Raw genomic sequence first — 26,371 nt, forward strand, 5'->3', positions numbered from 1 at the left:
CGCTGCTCGCACTCTTGATGTTGCTCCTGCTGGTGACCTCCTGCGCCTCCGCGCCGCCCGCTCCCCTACCTGCGCCCGTCCCCTCGCCCTCGCCTTCGCCGAGCCGGCCTTCCCCCTCCCCCAGGAAACGGCCGCCCGCCAAGGAGGTGTGGGTCCCGTACGCGGCCTCGGGCCGGTACACGGTCGTGCCCGGCGGCGCGCCCGCCCGGCCGGGGTCCGGGGAGGTGGTGCGGTACCTGGTGGAGGTGGAGTCCGGCCTGCCGTTCGAGCCGGCCGCGTTCGCCGCCGACGTGCATCGGGTGCTCAACGACGTACGCGGCTGGGCGCGCTTCGAACGCGTCGACCACGGCCCGGTGCAGGTCCGCGTCGCCCTGTCGAGTCCCTTGCTCACGACCCTCCAGTGCGAGCCCCTGCGCACGGGAGGCGAGCTGTCCTGCTGGAACGGCACCCGCTCGGTCATCAACGCCCTGCGCTGGGCGAAAGGCGTCCCGCAGTACCGCGGCGACCTGACCGCGTACCGGGCCTACCTGATCAGCCACGAGGTCGGGCACAGCCTGGGGCACGGCCACGAGCCCTGCCCCGGGCCCGGGAGGCTCGCCCCGGTCATGACCCAGCAGTCGAAGTCGCTGGACCGCTGCCGCCCCAACCCGTGGCCCTTCCCCGACCGGGGCCGTGAACCCGGGTGTGGCGACACCCCGCCCGGTGACGGCAGGGGCTGCCGCGAGGCGCGAGGATGACGACCGGTAGGTTCTTCCGGTCGATGAGGTCGCCGCACGCTGGGGAGCGTCGGCGAAACGATCGAAGCAGCCTGACCTATCGCGATATATCGTAGGACGGGAACACCGGGGAATCCCGCTCGGTTGAGCGGGATGCACAGACTTTCCAGGGGAGTGTGGCTGATGGCAGGAATGCGTACGGCACGGCGGGTCCTCGCGGGCGGCGTGGCCCTGGCGGCTGCGGGCTGGGCGTTGCGCGATGTCCCCGCCGAGCTGGGCGTACGGCCTCTGACGTCGGGGCCGGACCGGGCGGCGCGGATGCGCCGCTCGCCGCAGTTCAGGGACGGCACGTTCTACAACCCGATGCCGGAGCCGACCACCATGATGACGGCCCCGCCCGCCGGCCTGCTCGGCGAGCTGGCCAAGAACAAGGAGCAGCGCCGCCCCGCGGGCCCCATCCCGCTGCGGGTCCCGCCGTCCGGCCCGCCGCCCGCCGACGGCCTGCGCGCGATCTGGTACGGCCACGCCTCGACGCTGGTGGAGATCGAGGGCAAGCGGGTGCTGTTCGACCCGGTGTGGAGCAAGCGGCCCTCCCCTTCGCAGTTCGTCGGCCCCAAGCGGCACCACCCGGTGCCCGTCGAGCTCGGCGAGCTGCCGATGGTCGACGCCATCGCCATCTCGCACGACCACTACGACCACCTCGACCTGGCGACCGTGCGCACGCTGCTCAGGACGCAGAAGGCCCCGTTCCTGGTGCCGCTGGGCATCGGGGCGCACCTGGAGCGGTGGGGCGTGCCGGCGTTCCGGATCATCGAGCTCGACTGGGAGGAGGAGGCCGAGGTGGCGGGGCTGCGCTTCGTCGCCACGGCGGCCCGGCACTTCTCCGGCCGGGCCTTCACCCGTAATGACACGTTGTGGGGATCCTGGGTGGTGGCCGGGGCGAACAAGCGGGTCTTCTACGCGGGCGACTCCGGATACTTCGAGGGCTATCGGGGCATCGGGTCGGCGCACGGGCCGTTCGACCTGACGCTGATGCCGATCGGCGCCTACAGCCCCGCCTGGCCCGACATCCACATGAACCCGGAGGAGGCCGTCAACGCCCATCTCGACCTCGGTGGCTCGCTGCTGCTCCCCGTCCACTGGGCGACCTTCACGCTGGCCCTGCACCCGTGGTCCGAGCCGGTGGAACGGCTGTGGCGCGAGTCCAAGGCACGCGACGTCAAGATCGCCGTCCCCCGGCCCGGCGAGGCCGTGGACACCTCCGCCGCCCAGGTGGTGGAGGGCTGGTGGGAGATCCTCGGCTGAACCCCTGCGCGCCGAAGGCGCCCCCGCTGCCCGTACAGTCATGGCGTGAGCAACCTGGAGCTTGACCCGCAGGAGATCCGCTGCGGCGCCGAGGCGGGCGCGGACGGCGAGGTGCTGGTGGGGCGCGAGGTGCCGCTGGGCGGGCCACGCGCGATGATGGTGAGCAGGACGCTGCCGGGCGTGCACCGGCGCATGATCGGCGCATGGTGTTTCGTGGACGCCTACGGGCCCCAGCGCGCCACGATGCGGGTGCCGCCGCACCCGCACACCGGGCTGCAGACGGTGAGCTGGCTGGTCGAGGGCGAGGTGCTGCACCGCGACAGCCTCGGCAGCCTTCAGGAGATCCGCCCCGGCCAGCTCAACCTGATGACCGCCGGCCGGGGCATCTCCCATTCGGAGGAGTCGCGGGAGACGGTGCTGCACGGGGTGCAGCTGTGGGTGGCGCTGCCCGGCGAGCACCGGCACACCGGGCCCGCGTTCGAACACCATCCGGCGCTGCCCGTGCTCGCGGGGCCCGGTTTCGAGGCGATCGTCGCCATGGGGTCGCTCGGCGGGGTCGCATCGCCCGCCACCGCGTTCAGCCCGCTGGTGGGGGCCGAGGTCGCGGTGGACGGCGCGTGCGAGGTGCCGCTCTCGCCCGGGTTCGAGCACGGCGTGCTGCTGCTCGACGGCGCGGTCGAGCAGCTGGAGCCGGGGCCGCTGGTGTACCTGCCGCCGGGGCGCTCCGCGCTGCGGCTGTCGGGGCGCGGCCGGGTCCTGCTGATCGGCGGCGAGCCCTTCGGCGAGGAGATCGTCATGTGGTGGAACTTCGTCGGCCGCTCCCACGACGAGATCGCCGCGTTCCGCGAGGACTGGATGGAGGGCGAGGGGTTCGGCGCCGTCGAGGGGTTCGACGGGGCGCCGCTCCCCGCGCCCGTCCTGCCCGCCATCCGGCTGAAGCCGCGCGGGCGGGTGCGTTAGCCCTTCCTGAACGTGTAGACGACCTCGATGTCGTCGCCCCTGGTCGGCACCTCGGCCAGCAGGCGCACCATCTTCCCGGTGAAGTCGATCACCTGGACCTGCTGCTTGTCGGAGGTGCCGTCCGGGCGCACCCAGCAGAGCAGGTGATCGTCGTCGAACCAGGCGGCCAGGCCGCCGCAGGCCGACTCGATCCGCTTCACCTCGGCGCCGGTGCGGCTGTCGTACACGCAGTTGTTGCCGCTCTCCAGACCCGGGCAGTCGGTGACGAACCGCCTGCCCGACGGCGAGAACAGCTCGTCGGCGATGCCGGCGCCGACGTTCGGGATGCGGCGGACGCGCAGGCCGCTCGCGTCGAAGAAGCGCAGGGCCTGCTGCTCGGCGTCGATCGACATGGCGACCACGCCGGTGTCGGTGTCGTCGAAGCCGTACCTGATGTCCTTCAGCGAGCTCTCCCTGAGGGAGGCGACCGTGGCCTTCCTGGTGGTCACGTCCACGATGGCGAAGCCGGTCGACTGCCAGGTGTCCTTGACGGGGTTGCCGACGTTGAGCAGCACGCGGGCGCTGTCGCGGGACCAGGCCTGGATGTACGCGCTGAGCGGCTGCCGCGAGGTCTTGACCGAGAACCGCTCGCCCGTCGTCTTGTCGGTGATCTCCACGGAGTCGTAGTGGTCGATGAAGTTCTTGCCACGCTGGGCGAGGTAGCGGCCGTCCGGGGAGAGGATGCTCTCCCACTGGTCCTGATATTTCGTGAAACCTCCCGTCAGGGAGTCGCGGGCGTAGTACACCCAGTCCTTGGACTTGGTGTCCTTGACCATGTACGTCGTCAGCCTGACCGGGTCGTCCGGGCTCTCGTACACGGTGGCGTCGGTGTCGGGGAGCCGGACCGGGGTGAGGTTCGCGGTCGGGACCGGGGACACGGTGGGGCTCGGGGACGCCGTCGTGGTGTTCGGAACGGGGGTGGGGAGCGCCTGCGGCTTGGGCGGCAGGTTGATGACGGTCACCACGACGATGGCGATCGCCGCCACCAGCGCCACGCCCGCGATGGCTCCGCCGATCAGCCAGTTCTTCCGGTTGCCGCCGGGCGGGGGCGGGCCACCGTACGGGATGCCTCTGGGTGGCGTGCCCGGCTGCTGGAAGGGGGCGGGCGGCTCGAACCCCGGCCGGGCTCCGGGCGGCGGCGGCTGATCCCCACCCAACGGCCGATACTGCCCCGGGGGCGGCAGCGGGGGTGGCGGGGTCGGCGGGGGATACGGCGGCTGAGGGTATGGCTGCTGGGGGTACGGCGCCTGGGGGTACGGCGCCTGGGGGTACGGCGGCTGCCCGGCCCACGCCTGCGGCCCAGACCCACCGGCCCGATCACCGCCCGGCGATCGCCACGCAGACCCCCCACCCCCCGAACCCCCGCCTCCCACCGGCGTTGCGCCACCGGGCGGGGTCGCGCCACCCACCGACGACCCGCTCGAAGGCACGCCACCCTTCGACGACCCACCGCCGGCCGAAGGCGCACCACCCGCCGAAGGGCCGCCCGTCGGTGGGGTGGCGCCGAGGGCGGCGGCGGCCTGGTGGAGGGCGTCCGGGTTCGAGGTCGGGTGCTCCAGGAGGCGGTGGATCACGTGCTCGGCAGTCGGCCGCCGCCCGGGGTCCTTGGACAGGCACGCCGCGACCAGTTCGCGCAACGTCCCCGCCAACCGCCCCAGGTCCGGCTCGGCGTTGAGGACGCGCTGCACGTTCGCGGGCATGTTGCCGCCCGCGAACGGCCCCGCGCCGGAGGCCGCGAAGACGATGGTGCACGCCCAGGCGAACATGTCGGCCGCCGGTCCGGCGGGATCCCCCAGAAGTTGCTCGGGCGCCAGGAACGCCGAATCGCCCACGGGCACGGTCGTGTCGCCGGAGGTCACGTCGAGCGCCCTGGCGATCCCGAACCCGATCACCCTGGGCCCCTCGCTGCCCAGCAGCACGTTGCCGGGGCTGAAGTCGCGGTGCACGATGCCCGCCTGGTGGATCGCGGCGAGGGCGGTGGCGGTGCCGATGGCCAGCCGGTGCAGCGCGGGCCCGGTGCGCGGCCCCTCCTCGCGCACCGCGCGCTCCAGCGCCAGGCCGTCCACGTACTCGCTGACGATGTACGGGCGGCCCTCGTACACACCGCTGTCCAGCACCTTCGCGGTGCAGAACGGCGCCACCCGCCGCGCCGCCGCCACCTCCCTGGCGAACCGCTCCGCCGCCGCCCCGTCACCCGCCAGCTCAGGCCGCAGCCATTTGACGGCCGCCTGCCTCCCCTGCTCGTCGACGCCCAGATAGACGACACCCTGAACGCCTTCTCCCAGCCGTCCCCGGATCTCGTAGCCCCCGAGACCGGAGGGATCTCCTGCTCTGAGTTCAGTTATCGGCGGCATGCGCGCATTATGAGCGCCGAATCTTGCAAACGGCTTACATCAATCGTGAACCTTCCTCCCGTCCGCGTGGCGGCAGAGCGGCCGGCCTTACGTCAGCCGCTGCGCCTTGCTCAGCAGCCGCTGCGCCACCACGACCAGCGCCAGGAACATCCCGCTGACCACCTGCTGGAACGCCGACGTCAGGCTCCCGACCTGGTTGATCAGGCTCTGGATGACGCCGAGCAGCAGCACGCCGGCCACGGTCCCGGTGATGCCGCCCGCTCCCCCGGTCAGCAACGTGCCGCCGATCACGACGGCCGCGATGGCGTCCAGTTCGAGGCCGATGCCGAGGATCGTCACCCCGGAGGAGAGCCGGGCGGCGTTCAGCGCCCCGGCCAGGCCCGCGAGGAGGGCGGACATCACGTACACGTAGACCTTCGTGCGCACGACCGGGACGCCCATGAAGGCCGCCGCCTGTTCGTTGCCGCCGATGGCGTAGACGTTCTGGCCGAAGCCGGTGCGTTGCAGCAGGACCATCGCCAGCAGGGCCAGGATGATCGTGATGTAGACGGGGTACGACAGGCCGAGAAGCTCGCCCTGGCCGAGGGTGGCGAAGGCCCGATTTTTCACGAGATAGGTGGTGGCGCCTTCGTTCGAGATCGCGAGCATCAGCCCGCGCACGCCGAGCAGCCCCGCCAGGGTCACGATGAACGGCGCCATCCCCGTACGCGCGATGACCAGGCCCTGGAGCAGGCCGACCACCCCGCACACGGCCAGGGGCAGCAGCAGCGCCACGATCAGCCCGTACTGCGACCCGTACGCGGCGAGCACGCCGCCGAGCACGAACAGCGACCCCACCGACAGGTCGATCCCGCCGCTGATGATGACGAACGTCATCCCGATCGCGATGATCGCCAGGAAGGACGAGGACACGACGACGCTGGCCGCGTTCTCCGGCGTGGCGAACGAGTCGAACGCCAGGCTGCCCACGATCACCAGCAGGCCGAGCACCATCATGGCGCCGTGCTGCTGGAGGATGCGGCTCACCTGTTCACGGTTCATCGGCGCTCCCGGGTGGCGTAGACGGCGGCCAGGATGATGACCGCCTGGACCATCTGGGTCCACGACTGCGGCAGGTTGTGCTTGATCAGCGTGGCCGACAGCAGCTGCATGAGCAGCGCGCCCATGACCGTGCTCAGCACCCTGATGCGGCCGCCGGTCAGCGGGGTGCCGCCGACCACGACCGCCGTGATCGCCGACAGCTCGATGAAGAGCCCGAGCGAGGTCGGGTCGCTGGCCTGCAGCCGGGCCGTGGCCAGCACCCCGGCCAGCGCCGCCAGCAGCCCCGAGATCACGTAGACGGTCAGGAGCACGCGTTTGACCGGCAGCCCGGACAGCTCGCTGGCCGACCGGTTGCCGCCGATCGCCACGACCTGCCGCCCGAACGTGGTCCGCCGCACCACGAACAGCACGACCACGGTCAGCGCCGCCGCGATGAGCACGATGACCGGGATCCCGGCGACCGAACTGCTGCCGAGCGCGATCAGGTCCGGGTTGCGGAACTCGACGAGCTGCGGCACCAGGACGTTCGCCAGCCCGCGTACACCGACCAGCAGCGCCAGGGTGGCCACGATCGGCTGCACTCCGACGTACGCGACCAGTGCCCCGCCCGCCGCCCCGACCACGGCGCCGCCGGCCACGGCCACGATCAGCGCGGGCAGCCAGCCGTACCCGAGGTAGAGCACGACCAGCGCGGCCGCGAGCGCCATCACCGAGCCGACCGACAGGTCGATGCCCTGGGTGCCGATCACCAGCGCCATCCCGAGCGAGACGATCACGATGGGGGTGACCTGGACGAGCTGGGTGCGGAAGTTCGCGGCGTCCAGGAAGTGCGGGGTGAACAGCACGTTGAACAGCAGCAGCGCCAGCACCGCCGCGTACACGCCGTAGTCCTGGACCCAGGCGAACACGCGCGGTTTGAGCACCGCGACGCGCCCCCGCACGGTGAGCTCAGCCATCGCCCCGCTCCTCGCCCGCCTGCCCCACGGCCAGCTGATCGTCGGCCGCCCGCCCCACGGCCACCTCATCCGCAGCCACCTGCACCGCCGTCTCTTGATCCGCGAGCGCCTGATCCACGGCCGTGTGCTCCGCGATCGTCGCCATGATCCTCTCCTCGGTGACCTCGTCGCCCGACAGCTCTCCGACGACCGCGCCCTCGCGCAGCACCAGGATCCTGTCGGCGCCCTCGACCAGCTCCTCCAGGTCGGAGGAGATCAGCAGCACGCCCAGCCCCTCCTCGGCCAGCTCGTCGATCAGCGCCTGCACCTCGGCCTTCGCGCCGACGTCGATGCCCCGGGTGGGCTCGTCGAGCAGGAGCACCTTGGGCCGCACGGCCAGCCAGCGGGCGAGCAGCACCTTCTGCTGGTTGCCGCCGGACAGCTCGGACACCAGCTGATGCGGCGACGCGGCCTTGATCCTCAGCCTCCGCATGAAGATCTCGACCACCCGGTCGATCTTCGCATCGGACACCACGCCTGCCGTACCCAGACTGGGGAGGGCGGCCAGCGCGATGTTCTCCCGTACCGAGAGGGTCGGGATGATGCCCTCGGCCTTGCGGTCCTCGGGCAGCAGGCTCACCCCCGCCCTGATCGCCGCCTTCGTCCCCTTACGGAGTTGCCGGCCCGCCACGAGCACGTGGCCGCCGTCGAGCGGGAGCGCGCCGACGATGGCCTTCGCCGTCTCGGTCCGACCCGCGCCGAGCAGTCCGCCCAGCCCGACGACCTCACCGGGCGCGATGGCCACGTCCACGCCGTCGAGAACGTGACGGCGAGTGAGCCCCCGCGCCTCGACCACAGGCGCACCCACCCCAACGCCCAGTTCATCGGACTCGAGTGGCGCGTCAGTCGAGGCACCGCCGCTCACCGAAGCACCGGAACCGGGCACAGCCCTCGCCGACGCCGCGAGCCGTGGCGGCGGTCCAGACCGCGCCGACACCGCAGGTCCCTCGGAGGCCGCCGGTTCCTCCTGCGTTGCGAGTCGCGCCGATGCTGCCGGGCCCGGTGGGGACGATGTAGTCGATGTAAGGGTGGTGGTGCGGTGGCGGGTGCGGGAGAAGCGGGTGAGGCCGCCCGTGCGGACCTCGTTCAGGTCGCGGCCCAGCATGAGCGAGATGAGCCGCAGCCGCTCCACCTCGGCGAGCGGTCCCGAGTGGGCGACGCGGCCGTCCCGAAGCACCGTCACCTGGTCGCACACCCGGTACAGCTCGTCCAGCCGGTGGCTGACGTACATGACGGCGATCCCCGCGTCCCGCAGCCGCCGGATCACCCCGAACAGCGTCTCCACCTCCCGAGGCTCCAGCGAGGACGTGGGCTCGTCCATGATGACCACCCGCGCGTCCACCGAGACCGCCCTGGCCAGGGCGACCATCTGCTGGGCCCCGACCCCGAGGGTGCGCAGCGGCCGGCGGACGTCGGTCGCGACCCCGTACCCGGCGAGAACGCGTTGCGCCTCCCCGTGCATCGCGGCCGCGTCGATCACCCCGAAACGTCCGCGCGGCTCGCGGCCGAGCAGCAGGTTGCGGGCCACGCTCATCATCGGGACGAGGTTGACCTCCTGGTAGATGGTGGAGATCCCGGCGCGCTGCGCTTCCATGGGGGTGCCGAAGACGGCGGGAGCCCTCTGGTAACGCAGCTCGCCGCCGTCCGGCCGGTACACGCCGGTGAAGACCTTGATCAGCGTGGACTTGCCCGCGCCGTTCTCGCCGACGAGGGCGTGCACCTCGCCCGGGCGGAGGGCGAGGGACACGCCGTCGAGAGCGAGTACGCCGGGGAAGCGTTTGCTGACCGCCCGGGCCTCGAGAACCGGTTCCAAGTCAGTACGCCTCACCGAGGGAGTCCTTGGCGTTGCCCGTGTCGTAGTCCCGGTCGGAGATGATCACCTTGTCCGGGATGGGCTGCCCGTCGAGGAACTTCTGCGCGGTCTCGAAGGCGAGCGGCCCGAAGCGGGGGTTCGACTCGATGACCGCGTGCAGCCAGCCGTCCGCGATGGCCTGGACGGCGCTGCGGGTGCCGTCCACCGACACGATCTTGATGTTGCCGGGCTCCTTGCCCGCGCCCTTCAGCGCGGTGACGGCGCCCAGGGCCATCTCGTCGTTCTCGGCGTAGATGCCGTTGATGTCGGGGTTGGACTGGATGAGCTGTTCGGTGACCTGCTGCCCCTTCTCACGGGCGAACTCGCCGGTCTGCTCGAACGAGATCGTGATCCCGGGCGCCTTCTCCTTGACGCGGTCCTTGAAGCCGTTCGTCCGCTCGGTGGTGACGTTGTTGCCGGGGGCGCCGAGGAGGATGGCCACCCTGCTCTTGCTGCCCTCGCCTCCAAGCGCCTCGATCATGCGGTCGGCGGCGCGCTTGCCCTGCTCGTAGAAGTCCGAGCCGATGAACGTCAGGTAGTCGCTGCACGCCTTGGCGTTGATCTTCCGGTCCACCGTGATGATCGGGATCTTCTTGGCGGCGGCCTGCTGGAGGACCGGCTCCCAGCCGTCGGAGTTCAGGGGCGCGATGACCAGGAGCCGCACGCCCTGGGCGATCAGCTGCTGCACGTCGGTGATCTGCTTGGAGAACTGCGACTGGGCGTTGGTGACCTTGAGGTTCGCGATGCCGAGTTTGGCGGCCTCGTCCTTGATCGATTTGGTCTCGGCGATGCGGAAGGGGTTGGCCTCCTTCTCCGACTGGGAGAACCCGACCGTGGCCGTCTTGAGGTCGAACTTCGTCCCGCCGAACTGATCCAGCGTGCACGTCGGCCCGGCCGAGCCGGAGGGCGACTGCACGACCTGCTGCCCCGCCGTGCTCGCGGCGGCGGGCGCGCTCTGCGGCGCCTCCGCCTTGGCGCACGCGGTCGCGGTGAGGAGGACGGCCAGTGTTAATGCGGCTGTCCGGATATGGGGGGTCATGGCGTTCCTTTCCTATCAGTCCCGGCGCCCGGGCCACAGGGGCCCGGGCGACCGGCGTTCACCCGTGAGCGCCGTGTCCACGCCCGCGGTTGAGGCGGGGCTCGGCGCACGCGGTTCGAGCAGGATCTGCGCGCGTGGCTGCCAGACGCGGTGTCCCACGCACGGTCTTCCAGATGCGGTCTTCCACGCACGGTGTTTCAGGTGCGGTATTTCAGGCGCCGTGTTCACGCCCGCGGTTCAGGCGCGGCGTTTCGGGCGCGGTTTTCGTTTCAAAGGCGCGGTGTTTCAGGTCAGCCGTTTCCGGTGCGGTGTTTCAGCCGCGCCGTGTAACGGGTGCGGTGGTCCAGGCGGGGTGTTTCAGGTGCAGGTTGGGTTGATGGCGCTCGTCAGGGCCGTGTTGGCGTCGTGTACGCGCTTCACGTCCGGCTTCGTGACCGCCCGGTCGTACGTCATCAGGCCGTTCAGCTCGGTCTCCACGTCGGTGGTCTGGGTGTAGATCGCGGCACTGAGCTGCTCGCAGGCGTGCAGTCGCTCGAGCTCCTTGACCATCCCGACGTACCGCGTGGTGAGGGCCTCCGGGTCGGGTTCGACCGCGTAGCCCCAGCCGCCGCCCGACCAGGTGTGGCCGATCAGCGGCAGGCCGAGCCCGCCGTACTCGCCGAGCACGTTCGCCCGCGTCCCCGACGGCTTGCCGGGGTTGCCGGGGCCCGGGTAGATGTGGAAGTCCTTGACGTCGCCGTTGCCGCCGTCGACCGCGCCGCAGCAGTTGATCCCGCTCATGTTGTTCACCAGGCGCGACGGGTCCCAGCTCTTGACCAGATCGGCGATGCGCGCCTGGTCGTACTGGCCCCAGCCCTCGTTGAACGGCACCCACATGATGATCGACGGGCTGCTGCGGTGCTGGTCGACGAGTTCGCGCAGTTCGGCCTCGAACTGGGGTCTGTCATCCGTGCGGAACGCCGCCGGCATGTCCTGCCAGACCAGCAGGCCGAGCTTGTCGGCGTGGTAGTACCAGCGGTCGGACTCGACCTTGACGTGCTTGCGGACGGCGTTGAAGCCGAGGGCCTTGGTCTGCTCCAGGTCGTACCGCAGCGCCTCGTCGGTCGGCGGGGTGTAGCTGCCGTCCGGCCAGAAGCCCTGGTCGAGGGGGCCGAGCTGGAAGACGGGCTGTCCGTTCAGCAGGATGCGGTTGCCGGAGACCGCGATGGAGCGCATCCCGAAGTAGGACTCGACCTTGTCGTCCTTGAGTTTGACCTCCAGGTCATACAGGTGCGGGTCGTCGGGGGTCCAGAGCTTGGGGTTGGGCACCGGGAGTCTGAGTTCGCGGCCCACCGGGCCGGTCACCTTGCCCACGACGCGGCGGCCGTCCCTGGCGGTGACCGTCGCCGTGCCGCCGGTTCCCTGGACGGTCACGTAGAGCGCCTGGCCGCGCAGGTCGGGCACGGTGTCGACGCGGTCGATGCGCTGCTTGGCGACCGGCTCGATCCAGACGGTCTGCCAGATGCCGGAGTTGGCGGTGTACCAGATGCCGCTCGGGTCGAGCCGCTGCTTGCCGATGGCCTGGGTGCCGGCGTCGGTCGGGTCGTACACGCCGACGATCAGCTCCTGCGGGCCGCTGCGCCTGAGCGCGTCGGTCACGTCCACGGTGATCCGGCCGTAGCCGCCCTTGTGGGTGGTGACCTGCTTGCCGTTCACGAACACCGTGGACTGCCAGTCCACCGCGTCGAGGTGCAGGAGCAGCCGCTCGCCGCGCCACGAGCGGGGCACGTCGAACGTCCTGCGGTACCACATGCGCTCCTCGTGCCGGCCGATGCCGGACAGCTGCGACTCCACCGGGTACGGCACGACGATGCGCTCGGGCAGGTCGCGGCCGACGGGCGCGGCCTCGTCCGCCTTGGCGGGGGCGAACTGCCACTTGCCGTTGAGGCTGCGCCAGCGGTCCCGGACGAGCTGGGGCCTGGGGTACTCGGGCAGCGGGCCGGCCGGGTTGACGTCGTCGGACCACTTCGTCCGCAGGATGTAGGCGGAGCCGTTGGCGACGTAGGCGTACGGGAAGGCTTCGACCGCGCTGCCGTCGGCGTAGGTGAGGCCGCCGGTGCCGTTGTAGGCGGCGCGGATGCTGCTGCCAGCCTTGGACGGGATCGGATATTTGAGCTTCAGCTCCACCGTTTGCGGATTTTTCAGGATTACGGAGCTTGTGGGCCACTTGGTGCCTGCGACCGTGATGTCCAGCTTGCTGACGGCGTCCGCCGGCAGCGCGCCGAGGGGCTTGGCGAACGTCAGCGCCGCGACGTCACCGGCCGCGTTCACCCTGGCGTCGGACGGTCCGGGCGGCGCGAACCCCTCGGGCAGCGTGAACGCCTCCGCGGGCACGATCTGCTTCGGCTGGCTCGGGCTCTGCCAGCGCAGCCGCAGGTTCGCACCGCCGAAGTGCTCGAAGTACTCGACCTTGACGTCGTACTTCTTGCCCGCCTCCAGGGCGATCGGGGTGCCGGTCTGCTCCCGGTCCCAGTCGTCCACCCAGTGGTCGATGATCGGCTTGCCGTCCACCCAGAGTCGGAAGCCGTTGTCGCCGATGATGGAGAAGGTGTACGTCTCGGAGTACTTGGGCTGGATCTGACCCGTCCACCGTACGGAGACGTCGTCATCCCTGCCGGCCAGCAGCCTGAACGTCGGATTCAGGTCTGTCAGCTCCAGGTTGGGGTCGACGACGCTGGCTTTCAGCTCGGCGAAGTCGAACTTCCCCGCCCCGGAGGCGAGGTAGTAGTCACCGCGCAACCCGTTCGGGGCGGCGGCGGCCTGGTCGGGAGCTGCGGCGGTGGCGGGGAGCGACGGCTGCCATAACAGTGACATCAGTACGGCCAGCGGGAACGCGAGGCGCTTGCGCACGGGGGGTCCTTTCGAAACGCGCCGATCAGGTTCGGACAGCTTTTGACCCTGACACGCTCTCAAGTAAGCACCGACGGACCGAGCCGGTCAAGATTTCCGATCAAATTCGTTCTCATACGATCAGAGGTGAACTCATCTTGGCCTGTCCACTATGATCGGAACGTGAGCGACACGCAGAGCGACGGACGCAGACCCGTGTTCGCCGCTGAGCGCCGGCAGCGCATCCTGGAGCTGGTGCGCGCCAACGGCGCGGTGTCGCTGCGCGAGCTCGCCCAGGCCGTGCACTCCTCCGAGGTCACCGTCCGCCGCGACCTGCGCGCGCTGGAGTCGGAGGGCCTGCTCAACCGCCACCACGGCGGCGCCACCCTGCCCGGCGAGCTGTCGCGCGAGGCCGGATACGCGCACAAGGTGTCGCTCGAGTCGGCCGAGAAGGCCGCCATCGCCGACCTGGCCGCCGCCCTCGTCGAGGACGGCGACGCGATCGTGATCGGGCCCGGCACCACCACGCAGGAGTTCGCCCGCCGCCTGACCAGGCACTCCGAGCTGGCCGTGGTGACCAGCTCCCTGCTGGTCGCCCAAGTGCTGGCCGGGACGCCGCGGGTGGAGGTGATGCTCACCGGCGGCACGCTGCGCGGCTCGATCCTGGCCCTGGTGGGCAGCGCCGCCGAGCACTCGCTGGCGGGGCTGCGGGTGCGCCGGGCGTTCATCTCGGGCAACGGACTGACGGCCGAGCGCGGCCTGTCGACACCCAACATGCAGGTGGCGGGCGTCGACCGAGCGCTGGCAGCGGCCGCGGAGGAGGTCGTGGTGCTGGCCGACCACACCAAGATCGGCGTGGACACGATGGTCCAGACGGTGCCGCCGGACCGGATCGACCACCTGGTCACGGACGACGCGGCACCCCGGGACGTCCTCGACGACCTGAGCGCCCGCGGCGTCCGCCTCCACATCGCCCAGTTCTGACTCCCTTCCAGCCGACCGGCCGAGCGCCCCGACGTCTCCCGTACACGGCCCTGGACCCGGCCCGGCCCCGGTGGGCGATATACGCGGGCGGAGGCTCAGACGACCCGGCCGGAACGGAGACAGTCGGGCGTGCGCAAGCAAACGGGCAGGCGGGACGGGCCCAGGCGACGCTGCGGGCGGGCGCGAACGAACCAGCGCCGACGAACGGCAGGCGACCTGGGCGGGCGCGAGCGGAGGCGCAGGCGACGAGGTGGGCGGGCGCGTCGAGCACCGGAGGGCAGGCGCCGTAGCCGAGTGCAAGTGGCCAGGCGCGAGAGGTGGGAGTGTGAGGGCCGAGCGACGGCGGGTGGTGGTGCAGCCGCACAACCGGCCCCATAGGCACAACCGACGGCAGGCAGACGCCGCAGCCCAGCGCAGGCGAGCGGGCAGGCGCCGTAGCCGAGCACCGGCCGGGCGGGCGTGGGAGGTGGGCGTGTGGGCGCCGAGCGACGACGGGCGGAGAGCCGGCCGACGCGGTAACCGAGCAGGGGTGTGAGCAAGGCAGCCGAGCACAGGGGCGGGCAAGGTAATCGAGCACCGCGGATGTGAGCGAGCTGGTGCAGGACGGTGGAAGTGGCGTGGGTGAAGGCCGAAGCGCACCCGGCTGTGTCCTCTGCTCAGGCCCGGCACCAGTAGCCGGCCTCCCTCGAACTTGCCAACCACTGCGCCAACCGCAAGTCCCTGATCGCTCCGAGCCACTCATTCACCGACCGCACCCGAGAGCACGAGCGTCGATCACCTAGAAACTGTACCGGTCAGCCGGTATAGTTTCCTTCATGCCGCGACCCAGCTCGAAAGAACGACTGCTCGACGCCGCGGCCGAGGTGTTGCTGTCCGAGGGGGCCGAGGCCCTGACTCTGGAAGCGGTGGCACGGCGGGCAGGCGTGTCCAAAGGCGGCTTGTTCTACCACTTCCCCACCAAGCAGGCATTGGTCGCCGCCATGGTCGACCGCCTGACCAAGGCTTTCGACCAAGCACTGGCCGAGACCGGTGACGAGCCGGGTGACTTTCTGCGCGCCTACCTGAACGCGACGATCCCCGAGCGCCACACGGCGGCCAACGCTCCGGCCAACCGGGTGACCGCCGCGCTGCTGGCCGCGGTGCTCGTGGATCCGGCAGGGCTTGCGCCGCTGAGAGAGCGGTTCGCCGCCTGGCAGGCCAGATTGACCGACGACGGCATCGACCCGGCCGCGGCGACGGCCGTACGGCTGGCCATCGACGGCTGGTGGGCGGCCAGGCTTCTCGGACTCGGCGAACCGGACGCGGCCCTGCACGAACAGACCAGGCGCTACCTGATGGAGGAAATCGACCGTGCTACGCGTCACTAAGGCGTTGATGCTGCTCACGGATCTGGCGTTCGTCGCCTACTTCACCATCACCGGGCTGGGACTGATCCCGCCCGAATGGGCGTTCGCCGACTACACCAACCCGCTGATGGCCGATTGGAACTGGTCGTTTCTCTGGATCGACCTGCTGGCCAGCGCCACCGGCCTGACCAGCCTGTACCTCCTGCGCCGAGGCTCGCCGTCCGGGCCGGGGCTGATGCTGGTCTCGCTCGTGCTGACCATGGCCTCCGGCTTGATGGCAATCGCGTTCTGGACACTGCGCGGCGACTTCTCGCTGGCCTGGTGGCTGCCGAACCTCTACCTCATGCTCTTCCCGGTCCCCGCGATCCTCTGTCTCACGCGGTCCCGACCAAGCTTCACCGCCTCATAGGGATAGCTGGTCGCGAGTTCTCTCCACGAACGCGCTGAAAGGGTCCGGGATTCACTACGCCAACGCCCGGTTGACGGCGCGACCGGCGGCACTGCCGGGGCTGACCGGTGGCCAAGGACAAGCGAGCCCGTCGGCCCGGTGTGGGTGGTGGCAGTGGACGACGTGTCGCTGTGCCGACGGGGCTCGACCCCATGGGCGCTGGGGCTCCGGAGCCCCGAGGGTGGACGGTTGGCGGCTGAGTGGGCGTGACGGGTTGCGCTCGTTTCTGATCGAATGTGACAAGGCCGTTACTGTAATGTTTCCTTCCTCGACCACGATCGAGGCGGAGGCAACCGTGCTACAGGTGGCAGGCGTTCTCAAGACGTTCCAGGGTGTCACCGCCCTCGACCACGTCACCCTGTCCGTACGCCCCGGCGAGGTGCATGCGCTGATCGGCGGCAACGGGGCGGGCAAGTCGACCCTGGTGAAGGTGCTCTCCGGGGTCCACCAGCCGGATGCGGGCGAGCTGCGCCTCATGGGTGAGCCGGTCAGGTTCGCCAGCCCGGCCGACGCCAAGCGGGCCGGGATCGCCACCGTCCACCAGGAGACGAACCTCGTACCGACCATGAGCGTCGCCCGTAACCTCCTCCTGGGCAGGGAGCCCAGGGGGCGGCTCGGGCTGATCGACTCCGCGGCCGTGCACGCGCAGGCCGAGCGGGTGCTGGCCGCGTACGGGCTGGAGGTGGATGTGCGCCGGCCGCTCGGCGCGCTGGGCGAGGGCGCGCGCCAGCTCGTCGCGCTGGCCAGGGCCGCCTCGGCGGACGCGCGGGTGGTCATCATGGACGAGCCCACGTCGGCGCTGGCGCACGGCGAGCTGGAGACGCTGTTCGGGGCCGTGCGGCGGCTGCGCGAGGAGGGCCGGTCGGTCGTGTACGTCACGCACCGGCTCGAGGAGCTGTACGAGATCTGCGACCGGGTCACGGTGCTGCGCGAGGGGCGGGTCGTGCACACGGGACCGCTGGCGGGGCTCGACCGGTTACGACTGGTCTCGCTCATGCTGGGACGGCCCTTCCATCCCGTGGAGCCCGCCCTGCACACCGGCGAACCGGCCGAGTCCGCCGACCTGCCGGTGCTCGAGGCCAAGGGTCTGACCCGCCATCACGTACTGGACGGGGTGTCGCTCGCGATGCGGGCCGGCGAGGTGGTCGGCCTGGGCGGGCTGCTCGGCGCGGGACGCAGCGAGACGGCCCGGGCCATCGCGGGCGTGCTGCCGGTGGACGCGGGCCAGGTGACGGTGGCGGGAGCGCGTTCCCGCAAGTGGTCGATCAGGAACGCCATCCGCGCCGGCGTCGGCCTCGTGCCGGAGAACCGGAAGACCGAGGGCATCGTGCCCACGCTGTCGGTGCGCGACAACATCGCGCTGGCGGCCCTGCCCCGGCTGTCGCGGGCGGGGATCGTGTCGGACGCGCGGGTGGACAGCATCGTGGCGACGTTCATGAAGCGGCTCGGGATCAAGGCCGTCTCCCCCCGGCAGCCCGCCGGGGAGCTGTCGGGCGGGAACCAGCAGAAGGTGCTGCTGGCGAGGTGGCTGGCCATGCACCCGAAGGTGCTGCTGCTGGACGAGCCGACCCGGGGCGTGGACGTGGCGACGAAGGTGGACATGCAGGCGCTGCTGGACGAGCTGGCGGTGGACGGGCTGGCGATCCTGCTGATCTCGTCGGACGTGAGCGAGCTGGTGGAGAACTGCGACAGCGTGGTCGTCCTGCGGGACGGGGCGATCACCGATCAGCTGGTCGGGCCCGAGGTGACGGAGAACCGGCTGCTGGCGGCCCTGGCCAAGGACTAGCCCCAGGTCGGGAGCAGCAGCAGCGGGCCAGGGTGAGAGGGTCAGGCATCCAGGTGGTGGGAGGGTGAGACATCCAGGGGGGCGGGAGGGTCAGGCATCCAGGGGGCGGGAGGGTCAGGCGTCCAAGCGGTGGGAGGCTTCGCCGAAGACCCAGGGTGAGGTCTGTGCGATGAAGTCGGCGGGGAAGCCGAGGGTGAAGCCCGTCGCCTCGTCCAGGCGTCGTACGGCATCCTCCGGAAGGTCGACGTCCACCACCCCGAGGTTGTCAGCCAGCTGCTCCACCGTCCGCGCCCCCACGATCGGCAGCACCGCCCGCGACCGTGCCCGGGTCCACGCGATCGCCACCTGCGAGCTCGACGCCCCCAGCGAGTCGGCCACCTCCTGCACCGCCCGCGCCACCGCGTGGTCGTGCTCGCTGACCGAGTCGGCCGCCACCCGCGTCCCCGGCTGCGCCGTCCCCCGGGTGAACTTGCCCGACAGGATCCCGCCGGCCAGCGGGCTCCAGGCGGTCACGCTCATCCCGTACGACTCGGCCATGGGCAGGAGCTCCCGCTCGATGTCCCGCTGGAGCAGGCTGTAAGGCACCTGCAGCCCCGCGAACGGCGCCCACCCGCGGAACTCGGCGACCGTGTTGGCCCTCGACACCACCCACGCCGGAGCATCGGATATGCCGACATAGAGCACCTTGCCGGACCGCACGGCCTCGTCGAGACCGCGCATCGTCTCCTCGATCGGCGTGTGCCGGTCCCACAGGTGGACCCAGTAGATGTCCACGTAGTCGGTCCGGAGCCGGCGCAGGCTGGTCTCCAGGGACAGCCGCAGGTTCTTGCGGTGGTTGCCGGCCGCGTTCGGGTCGGCGCCGTCCCGGCTGACGGTGTACTTGGTGGACAGGACGAACCGGTCCCTGCGGCCTTCGAGCAGCTCGCCCACGATGGTCTCGCTGGCCCCGCCCCGGTAGTTGATCGCCGTGTCCACGACGTTGCCGCCCGCGTCGGCGTACAGGTCGAGCATGCGGCGGCACTCCTCGATCGGCGCGCCCACCCCGCCCTGCTCCCCGAACGTCATGGCCCCGAGGAACAGCTCCGACACCCGTAACCCGGTGTTGCCCAGCAGCCGATAGCGCATCGCCCGAACCCCCTAATAAACCGAAATATGGGGATGATCGTAGTGGTTGGCCGTCGTGCCGCCCCGGTCCGACATGGTGCGCCAGGAGCCGGTTCTGGCGTGCCAGATCCGCTGCCGGTAGATGATGTACATGATCCCGAGCCGCTTCGAGTTCTTGATCGCCCACTCCGCGATCTCGTTGCCGCGCGCGACCTCCGCCCCCGACGGCATCGCGCCACCGCGGCTCAGCATGAAGTCGCAGGCCCGCCCGAGCGGATGCTCGCCGCCGTCCTGGATCGCCCGGTAACACCCGATCCCGTTCGGTACGCCGAACCGCTCCTGGACGAGCTGCTTGACCAGCCGCATCCGGGGCGTGATGTTGTCGGCCCCGCCGGGCAGCTGCGGCACCCACGTGCCGTCCGGCCGCCGCACGCCCGGCCCGACGTACAGCTGGTCGATCTTCTCCTTGATCCGGTCGATCTGCTTCTCGGCCTTCTTCTTGCGCTTCTCCAGCTCGTCCACCGTCTCGGCGAGCTCCTTGGCGCGCGCGTCGGCCTCGTCCTTGGCCTGCTGGTGGGTGTCCCTGACCTGGGCGTAGCCGCGCAGCCGGGTCTCCTGGAGCACGACGAGGTGCTGGTTGAGCGCCATCCGGCCGAGCAGGGACGTCGGGTCCCGGTCGGAGGTGAGCATGGAGATCTGGCCGGGGTCGCCGCCGATGTACTGGGCGACGGCCATGGCGCGCAGCTCGGCGGACTCGCGGTCGTAGACCGCCTGGGCCGCGGCCAGCTTCTCCCGCGCCGACTTTTCCGATTTATCGGCTTTTTGCTGGGCGACTCTGCTGCTGTAGTAGTCGGTGATGAGCTTGTCCGACTCCTTCTGCAGCGCGGCGAGCTCCTTCTTGAGCTGCTTCACCGTGGGCTTGGGCGCGGCCTGCGCCGGAGCCCCCGCCGTCAGCAGCGCCACGGCGAGCGTCGCCGCGGAGAGCGTACGGACCAGTCCGCGTAGCCGGTCGGCGTGGGACGCAACCGCCACACTTCTCCTCACCCCGAGCCGCAGGGCAGGTTCCGGTCAGCAGTAATCCAGGCCGGGGGGACGCCCTCTATCCGACTGCTGATAGTAGGGGATCATCCCGCTCCGCACACAACTCACAACTTTTCGGTATCGCGCGGCCGTCGTACCCTCCGCACCACGATCTGCCGTCCGACCAATACCGAGCCCGGTACGACCACCATGCCCAGGAGACTCGACCCCAGACCGAGGTCGATGTCGGCGTCCAGCAGCCCGTCATCGTCGCCGCCGCCGAGGATCGGCAGGTTCACCGACACCTTGACGGAGACGGAGATGAGCGGCTCCCGGTTCCTGGTCGCGGGCGGTGTGCCGGGGTCGGGCGCGCTCGTGGCCGGAGGCCGGGTGGCGGGCGGCTGGGTGGCGGGCGGCCTGGTCGCCGGGGGTTCGCCGGTGGATGGCCGCGTGGTGGGCCGCTCAGTCGGCCGCTCAGTCGGCCGGCCGGACCGCGTCGGCTCCCGGGTCGGCTCCCGGGTCGGCTCCCGGGTCGGCCCCCGGGTCGGCCCCCGCGTCGGCTCCCGGGTGGCGGTGGGCGGCCGCGCGCCGGGGCCACCCGTGGGAGGAGCCGTAGGGGGAGCCGTCGGCTGACCGGCGTACGTGACGGGCGGCGTCCCCGTGATCGACCCGCTCGGGCTGGGCTCGGCGGACGTGGGCGGCGCGGAGGTCGGCGAGGCCGGCGCCGGGGTCCGCGACGGCTCCGGCGCGGCGGACGTGGCGGGCGGCAGCGCGACGCCCGGCCCAGGCCCCGGCTCCGGCGAGTCCCCCAGGATCACGAACGCCGACACGACCGCGGCGGCGGTCGCCAGCACCAGCCCGCCCGTCACCGCGAACTTGGCCGCCGGCGCCAGCGTGCTCTGCACCACGCTGGTGGTGCTCTCGGCAACCGGTTGCGGCCTCGGTAACAGCGCGGCCAGCGGCAGGACCACGATGCCGAGCCCGGCCCGCCCGCGCGTCTCCCATTCCTCGCCGTACTCGGCGAGCGCGACCCCCTCCAGCTCGGCCAGGAACGCCTCCGCCGACGCGGGCCGCCCGGCCGGGTCCTTGGCCAGGCCGTGTTCGAGCAGCGGCCGCAACGGCTCCTCGACCTCCCCCAGCTGGGGCAGGATGTGCTGGTGCTGGTAGGCGAGCGCGGCCACGTTCTCACCCTGGAAGGCGCGGTGGCCGGTCAGGCACTCGAAGAACACCAGCGTGGCGGCGTACACGTCGGTCGCGGCGCTGGCCGGCCCGTCGTCCCACTGCTCGGGCGCCATGTACGGGGGCGTGCCGACGAGCGCGGCCGTCTCCCCGAAGTGGGCCGCCACGCCGAAGTCGACGAGCTTGCTCTGGCCGTCCTGGGTGATGATGACGTTCTCGGGTTTGAAGTCCCGGTGGACGACACCGCGCCGGTGCGCCTCGGCCAGCCCGAGCAGCGCGCCCTTCAGCACCACGAGCGCCGCCTCCGGGCCCGTCGCGCCCTCGTGCTCCAGCAGCCGCCGCAGCGTGACGCCGTCGACCAGCTCCATCACGATGACGGCGTCGTCCTGGCCCTCGACGTATTCGAGCAGGCGGGCGGTGTGCGGGCTGTCGATCTCGCGGATGACCTCGGCCTCCGCCCGGAACCGCTCGACGAACCCCGTGTCCGCGCGCAGCGGCTCGGACAGGTGCTTGATCGCGACGGCCAGCCCGTCTGAGTCCCGTACGGCGAGCATCACCCGGCCTGTCCCGCCGTGTCCGAGTTCCCGGATCTCGGTGTAGCCGGGAACTTCCATGTGGGACCTCCTGACCGGATAAAGATCCTTATGTCAGGACGCTAACCTGGGTCACACCCCGTGTCGAGTCCCTTCGCGGGAGTAACCGGGCCGCTGCCGCAATCGGTATTCTTACTACTCCGCATAGTAGGTCTGGTCAGGCCGCCTGCCGCGCCAGGTAGCCGTGGACGTTACGCGCCGCCGCGCGTCCGGCGCGGTTCGCGCCGATGGTGCTGGCCGAAGGGCCGTACCCGACCAGTTGCAGGGCCGGCTCCCTGACGGCCTGGGTGCCGTCCACCTTGATCCCGCCGCCCGGCTCCCTGAGCCGCAGGGGCGCGAGGTGGTCGAGGGCCGAGCGGAAGCCGGTGGCCCAGACGATCGTGTCCGCCTCCAGGTGGAGGCCGTCAGACCAGGTGACGCCGTCCGCGGTGATGCGCCGGAACATGGGGAGGCGTTCCAGCGCGCCCTTGGCCAGGGCCTCGCGTACGACCGTGCTGTAGCCGAGGCCGGTGACGCTCACCACGCTCTGCGGCGGGAGCCCCGCGCGCACGCGCGCCTCGACCAGCGCGACGGCCTCGCGCCGGGCGTTCTCACCGAAGTCGTCATCCCGGAACACCGGCGGCCGCCGCGTCACCCAGGCCGTGGTCGCGGCGATCCCGGCGATCTCCGACAACACGTGCATCGCCGACGCCCCGCCCCCCACCACGATCACGCGCCGCCCCGCGAACTCCTCCGGCCCCCGGTAACCCGCGTAGTGGAGCTGGCGGCCCGCGAAGTCCGGCGCGCCGGGGTAGTAGGGCCAGTGGGGCCGGGTCCAGGTGCCCGTCGCGTTGATCACGGCGCGGGCCGACCACTCCCCCGCGTCCGTGCCGATCACCAGCCGGCCGCCGTCACCGTGCCGGACGGAGGCGACCCGCACCGGCCGTACGACGTCCAGCCCCAGCTCCTCCTCGTAGGCCGCGTAGTACGCGGGGACCACCTCGGCGGCGGGACGGCGCCCGTCCACGCCCGGGGGACGCGCGATGCCGGGCAGGTCGAAGATGCCGTGCACCTTGTCCATGGTCAGCGACGGCGACCGGTGACGCCACGCCCCTCCCGCGCCGTCGGCCGCGTCCAGGACGACCGGCTCGAACCCGTACCGGCGCAGGAAGTACGCGCCGGACAGGCCCGCCTGCCCGGCGCCGATCACCACCACTTCGGTCTCTTCCACGATCAGGTGAAACCGCCGCCGGGCCCGCGCTCTTCCCTCACGTCTTCGCGCACACGTCCCGGTACGGCGTGGCACCCAGATACTCGCGCCACTCCTGGACGCTGAGCGTGCGGCCGGCCCGCGCGCACACCGCTCCCACCATCGCCTCCGGCGCGACCGGCAGGTCGTGAACCCGCTCCGACACGTCGACCACCCGCAGCAGTCCCCCGTCGCCGGTGAAGGCCATGAGGTGCACGCTGCCGTTGCTGTCGAGCCGGATCTCCCCGCCCAGCGGCTGCCGGGTCGCCACGTCCCACAGATGGATCCCACCGCCCGCGTCGGAGACGGCGACCACGTCCCCTCGGGGGGCGAACACCACGGCGTCGAACTCATGACCGGGAACGCGCAGGTCGGGTACGAGCAGCTGCCGGGCGCTCAGGTCCCACAGGCTGAGGCGGTGCCCGTCGTGCGTGGCCAGCCGCCGCCCGGCGGGATCGACGACCATGAAACCCTGGTTCCGCGCCGCGCCGAACCCGGTGCCGACGGGCTTGCCGGTCATGATGTCGTAGAACCGCCCGCTCGCCGACGCGATCGTCCTGCCGTCGGCAAGGAAGACGAAGTCGCGGGTGACGAACGGCAGTTTCACGCTGCTGACCTCCTTCCCGGTGCGCGCGTCCCACACCCGCAGGCGGAAGTCATCCTGTTTCTGATTGTTCTGCGCGAAGACCGCCGCGAACAGGCGGCCGTCCCGGCTGTAGGCCCCGCCCATGGGGAGGAACGCCGGAATGCCCCCGAACGACCACAGCCGCCGCCCGTCGGTGAGGCTGTACGCGATGACCGCCTCCCCGTCCTGGAAGACCAGGCTGTCGTTGGCGGGACTGAACAGCCACGGCGTCGGGTTGCCGGGATTGGGGTACGACGCGATCGAGCGCCGCGCGGCCACGTCCCACGTCCGGTACGCGGACGACGTGCTGATCAGCAGCCGGCGCGCGTCCGGGCTGATCGCTTCGATCCGCGCTCCGGACGGCGCCCGGGCGCTCGCGGTGCCGGACCGCAGCGCGAGGCTGACGATGCGCTCGTCCACCCGGTAGCGCAGCGTCCGGCCGGTCGGGTCGAACCACACCTCGGTGACCTCGCCCGGCGCCTCGTACCTGAGGATCTCCTGGTGCGTGGTCACGTTCCAGACCCAGACGCGCTGCCCGCGCGCGCCGGCGACCAGCTGGTTGTCGGCGCTGAGCCGGACCGCCCACCGGGTGCCGGGGGCCGCCTGGCTCACCGCGTCCCCCCAGGTCAGGCCGTCCTCCTCCGCCTCCGAGTCGGCGACCAGCCTGCCCGAGGCGGTGTCCCGGAGCTGGAACCGCTCCCCGGCGCAGTACATGAGCCGGCTGTCCGCGCTGAATCCCACGACCGGTTCCATGCCGCAGCTCTTCTCGAGAGCGGGCACGCGCCGCATGCCCGGCAGCCGCCACACCCGGATCGTCTGCCCCGGGGGCGCCACGCTCGCGACCAGCCTGCCCGAGGAGGCGACGGTGAACTGGGTGAGCTCGCCCCACTCCTTGGTGGGGATATCGCGGCCGCGCTCGGCGTCCCACAGGTCCGTCACGCCGTCGGTGACGCTGATCGACAGCAGCGAGTCCTGGTCGCCGAAATCGGGGTGGAGCAGCTCGGGGTCGTCGCCCGGCTTCTTCTTGACGCCGACGAGGCGGCCGGTGCGCGTCTGCCACACGGTCACGGCCTGGCCGGCCGCGATGGCCAGCAGCCGGCCGGTACGGCTCAGCGCCGCCTGGTTCACGCCCTCGGCCAGCCGCGGCGACGTCCAGGAGGCGACCTGGCTGCCGGTCGCGACCTCGTACACGCGCACCCCGCGCTCGCTCACGGCGGCGAGGACGCGGCCGTCGCCGCTGACGGCCCGCGTGGCCGCGCCCCTGTCGGCGGGCGGGCTGAACGACGTGGTCTCGCGCTGGTAGACGGCCGAGGTGAGGCTGGAGCGGGTGTCGGCGCCCGGGGCCAGTCGCCAGGCGGCGACGCTGAGCAGCATGGCCCGCACCGGGTTCACCGTGCGCAGGTCGGCGGCCTGGTGGACCAGTTCGCGGCCACGGGCGCGGTCGCGTTCGGCCGCCACCTGGTCGCGCTGCTCGGCGGCCCGGCGTCCCTGCTGGACCGCGAGCCCGGCGCCGATCACCGCCACCACCAGCAGCCCCGCCAGCGCCGCGGTGAGCAGGCGGCGGCGGCCGGCCCGGCGCCGGGTGACGCCGCTCGCGGCGCCCAGGAAGTCGCGTTCCAGCGGCGTCAGCGTCACCTGGTTCCGGCCGGTGGCGGCCCAGTCGAGCACGGCCTCGAGCCTGCTGCCCTGGAGCAGGTCGCCGTCCTTGCGGCCGTGGTCGTGCCAGGCGTGGGCGGCGCGGGAGATCTCGGGCAGGACGCCGAGCCCCTGCCGGTCGGCCTCCACCCAGCCGCGCAGCCGGGGCCAGGCGCGCAGGACGGCCGGGCGGACGATGCTCACCTCGCCGTCGCGTTCGGTGAGGATGTAGCCGAAGACGTCCAGGATGCGCCGCCGCTGCGCGGGCCGCTCGGGGAGCAGGTCGTCCACGGACGCGCGCCGTACGGTCTCCGTGCCGTCGCCGTCGATCGTGATCAGCCGCAGCAGCAGGTCGGGCACCAGCTCGCGCTCCTCGGGGGCGAGCAGGTCGTAGGCGTCCTCGGCCAGGGTGCCGAGCCCCGGGTCGGCCGCCGCGGCACGCAGGCCCTCGCCGCGCTGGCTGCCCTCGCCGAGCGGGTCGATCGCGCCTCCGACCAGGGCGAGCAGCAGCCCGCGCGCGCTCGGCCGCCGCCCGGGGTCCTTGCTCAGCGCCGCCGCCACCAGCGGCCGCAGCGACGCGGGCAGCGCGTCGAGGTCGGGCTCGAAGGTGAGCACCCGGTGCATGACCCCCGCGAGGGTCTCCGCCCTGAACGGGTCCTGCCCGGTGGCCGCGAACACCATGATCCCGCCCCAGGCGAACACGTCGGCCGCGGCGCCGGCCCGGTCTCCGGAGAAGACCTCCGGCGCCATGTACGTGGGCGTGCCCGCGATGTAGTCACCGGCCGTGCGCGACATCTCCTCGGTGCGGGCGATGCCGAAGTCGATCACGCGCGGCCCGTCGGGCCCGAGCAGGACGTTGTCCGGTTTGAGGTCCCGGTGCACGACCCCGGCCTCGTGGATCGCGGTCAGCGCGGTCGCCACGGCGGTGGCCAGCCGGTGCAGGTCGTCACCCGCGAACCGCCGCCCGGCGCGCCGCAGGTCCACACCCTCGACGTATTCGCTCACGATGTACGGCGGGGTGGCGGCCGGGTCGGCGTCGATCACCCTGGCGGTGCAGAACGACGCGACCCTGCGGGCGGCGGCGGCCTCCTTGGCCAGCCGGTCGCGTACCTCCGCGTGCAGCACCTTGAGCGCGTACCGGCCGCCGTCGTCGTCGTACGCCTCATAGACGACACCCTGGCCGCCGGAGCCGAGCCGCCCGGCCAGCCAGTATTTGCCGATCTTGACCGGATCACCCGGCGCCAGACTCTCCAC

The 26,371-nt window shown here is 71.7% G+C and carries 18 protein-coding genes; 7 read left to right on the plus strand and 11 right to left on the minus strand.

Annotation, left to right across the window (positions count from 1 at the left end; genetic code table 11):
* Positions 1-146 precede the first annotated feature (146 nt).
* The 3 genes from AB0L65_RS07965 to AB0L65_RS07975 all read left to right on the plus strand — a co-directional run bounded on the left by AB0L65_RS07965 (position 147) and on the right by AB0L65_RS07975 (position 2,981).
* Entirely contained in the window at positions 147-737 is a 591-nt protein-coding gene (locus AB0L65_RS07965) for a DUF3152 domain-containing protein (protein WP_350740345.1), read from the plus strand.
* 162 nt (positions 738-899) lie between these two features.
* Positions 900-2,021, plus strand: coding sequence for an MBL fold metallo-hydrolase (locus AB0L65_RS07970; RefSeq protein ID WP_364241755.1), 1,122 nt, complete (start codon positions 900-902; stop codon positions 2,019-2,021).
* Positions 2,022-2,066: 45 nt separating this feature from the next.
* Complete coding sequence (locus AB0L65_RS07975; protein WP_364241758.1) at positions 2,067-2,981, plus strand: pirin family protein; 915 nt, start codon at positions 2,067-2,069, stop codon at positions 2,979-2,981.
* Here the strand turns inward: AB0L65_RS07975 and AB0L65_RS07980 are convergent.
* The 6 genes from AB0L65_RS07980 to AB0L65_RS08005 all read right to left on the minus strand — a co-directional run bounded on the left by AB0L65_RS07980 (position 2,978) and on the right by AB0L65_RS08005 (position 13,190).
* Positions 2,978-5,374 carry a serine/threonine-protein kinase gene (locus AB0L65_RS07980; RefSeq protein ID WP_364241761.1) on the minus strand — a complete coding sequence of 799 codons (2,397 nt, stop codon included), beginning with the start codon at positions 5,372-5,374 and terminating at the stop codon, positions 2,978-2,980. The two genes, AB0L65_RS07975 and AB0L65_RS07980, sit on opposite strands and share 4 nt — an antisense overlap.
* 87 nt (positions 5,375-5,461) lie before the next feature.
* A complete protein-coding gene (locus AB0L65_RS07985; RefSeq protein WP_350740333.1) occupies positions 5,462-6,415 on the minus strand; it encodes an ABC transporter permease in 954 nt (317 codons plus the stop codon).
* Complete coding sequence (locus AB0L65_RS07990) at positions 6,412-7,371, minus strand: ABC transporter permease (protein ID WP_364241763.1); 960 nt, start codon at positions 7,369-7,371, stop codon at positions 6,412-6,414. Before AB0L65_RS07990 ends, AB0L65_RS07985 begins: the two co-directional genes overlap by 4 nt.
* Positions 7,364-9,223: a sugar ABC transporter ATP-binding protein gene (locus tag AB0L65_RS07995; protein ID WP_364241766.1), complete on the minus strand. Its 1,860-nt coding sequence runs from the start codon at positions 9,221-9,223 to the stop codon at positions 7,364-7,366. Before AB0L65_RS07995 ends, AB0L65_RS07990 begins: the two co-directional genes overlap by 8 nt.
* Before the next feature lies 1 nt (position 9,224).
* Entirely contained in the window at positions 9,225-10,301 is a 1,077-nt protein-coding gene (locus tag AB0L65_RS08000) for an ABC transporter substrate-binding protein (RefSeq protein ID WP_364241769.1), read from the minus strand.
* Positions 10,302-10,658: 357 nt separating this feature from the next.
* A complete protein-coding gene (locus AB0L65_RS08005; protein ID WP_364241771.1) occupies positions 10,659-13,190 on the minus strand; it encodes a PA14 domain-containing protein in 2,532 nt (843 codons plus the stop codon).
* A 162-nt stretch (positions 13,191-13,352) separates the two neighbouring features.
* On the opposite strand from AB0L65_RS08005, the gene AB0L65_RS08010 reads away from it, so the two are divergent.
* From AB0L65_RS08010 to AB0L65_RS08025, 4 genes are all read left to right on the plus strand, one after another.
* Positions 13,353-14,153, plus strand: a complete 801-nt coding sequence (locus tag AB0L65_RS08010; protein ID WP_350740321.1) for a DeoR/GlpR family DNA-binding transcription regulator — start codon at positions 13,353-13,355, stop codon at positions 14,151-14,153.
* A gap of 815 nt (positions 14,154-14,968) precedes the next feature.
* Entirely contained in the window at positions 14,969-15,520 is a 552-nt protein-coding gene (locus tag AB0L65_RS08015) for a TetR/AcrR family transcriptional regulator (RefSeq protein WP_364241774.1), read from the plus strand.
* Positions 15,504-15,908 (plus strand): DUF5360 family protein, encoded by a 405-nt coding sequence (locus AB0L65_RS08020; protein WP_364241777.1) that lies wholly within the window; start codon positions 15,504-15,506, stop codon positions 15,906-15,908. The genes AB0L65_RS08015 and AB0L65_RS08020 overlap by 17 nt, the downstream gene beginning before the upstream one ends.
* Before the next feature lie 343 nt (positions 15,909-16,251).
* On the plus strand, positions 16,252-17,733 hold the full coding sequence (locus AB0L65_RS08025) for a sugar ABC transporter ATP-binding protein (protein ID WP_364241780.1): 1,482 nt from the start codon (positions 16,252-16,254) through the stop codon (positions 17,731-17,733).
* 114 nt (positions 17,734-17,847) lie between these two features.
* Here AB0L65_RS08025 and AB0L65_RS08030 read toward each other — a convergent pair whose 3' ends face one another.
* From AB0L65_RS08030 to AB0L65_RS08050, 5 genes are all read right to left on the minus strand, one after another.
* Positions 17,848-18,858: an aldo/keto reductase gene (locus AB0L65_RS08030; protein WP_364241783.1), complete on the minus strand. Its 1,011-nt coding sequence runs from the start codon at positions 18,856-18,858 to the stop codon at positions 17,848-17,850.
* A gap of 12 nt (positions 18,859-18,870) precedes the next feature.
* Positions 18,871-19,869: a hypothetical protein gene (locus tag AB0L65_RS08035; protein WP_350740306.1), complete on the minus strand. Its 999-nt coding sequence runs from the start codon at positions 19,867-19,869 to the stop codon at positions 18,871-18,873.
* Positions 19,870-19,982: 113 nt separating this feature from the next.
* The gene (locus tag AB0L65_RS08040) at positions 19,983-21,650 is read right to left on the minus strand and encodes a protein kinase (RefSeq protein ID WP_364241787.1); all 1,668 of its coding nucleotides are present in this window, start codon (positions 21,648-21,650) and stop codon (positions 19,983-19,985) included.
* Between the two features lie 136 nt (positions 21,651-21,786).
* Complete coding sequence (locus AB0L65_RS08045; RefSeq protein WP_364241790.1) at positions 21,787-22,839, minus strand: NAD(P)-binding domain-containing protein; 1,053 nt, start codon at positions 22,837-22,839, stop codon at positions 21,787-21,789.
* Positions 22,840-22,876: 37 nt separating this feature from the next.
* Positions 22,877-26,371: a WD40 repeat domain-containing serine/threonine-protein kinase gene (locus tag AB0L65_RS08050; RefSeq protein ID WP_364241793.1), complete on the minus strand. Its 3,495-nt coding sequence runs from the start codon at positions 26,369-26,371 to the stop codon at positions 22,877-22,879.

Source organism: Nonomuraea sp. NPDC052116 (genome assembly GCF_040680035.1).
GTDB classification, from domain to species: domain Bacteria; phylum Actinomycetota; class Actinomycetes; order Streptosporangiales; family Streptosporangiaceae; genus Nonomuraea; species Nonomuraea angiospora_A.

What these genes read in the sequence shown, in the direction of transcription:
- AB0L65_RS07990 (WP_364241763.1), bottom strand. Translation starts at nt 7,371, where the DNA reads ATGGCTGAGCTCACCGTGCGGGGGCGCGTCGCGGTGCTCAAACCGCGC.
- AB0L65_RS07980 (WP_364241761.1), bottom strand. Translation starts at nt 5,374, where the DNA reads ATGCCGCCGATAACTGAACTCAGAGCAGGAGATCCCTCCGGTCTCGGG.
- AB0L65_RS08040 (WP_364241787.1), bottom strand. Translation starts at nt 21,650, where the DNA reads ATGGAAGTTCCCGGCTACACCGAGATCCGGGAACTCGGACACGGCGGG.
- AB0L65_RS08015 (WP_364241774.1), top strand. Translation starts at nt 14,969, where the DNA reads ATGCCGCGACCCAGCTCGAAAGAACGACTGCTCGACGCCGCGGCCGAG.
- AB0L65_RS07970 (WP_364241755.1), top strand. Translation starts at nt 900, where the DNA reads ATGGCAGGAATGCGTACGGCACGGCGGGTCCTCGCGGGCGGCGTGGCC.
- AB0L65_RS08030 (WP_364241783.1), bottom strand. Translation starts at nt 18,858, where the DNA reads ATGCGCTATCGGCTGCTGGGCAACACCGGGTTACGGGTGTCGGAGCTG.
- AB0L65_RS08000 (WP_364241769.1), bottom strand. Translation starts at nt 10,301, where the DNA reads ATGACCCCCCATATCCGGACAGCCGCATTAACACTGGCCGTCCTCCTC.
- AB0L65_RS07985 (WP_350740333.1), bottom strand. Translation starts at nt 6,415, where the DNA reads ATGAACCGTGAACAGGTGAGCCGCATCCTCCAGCAGCACGGCGCCATG.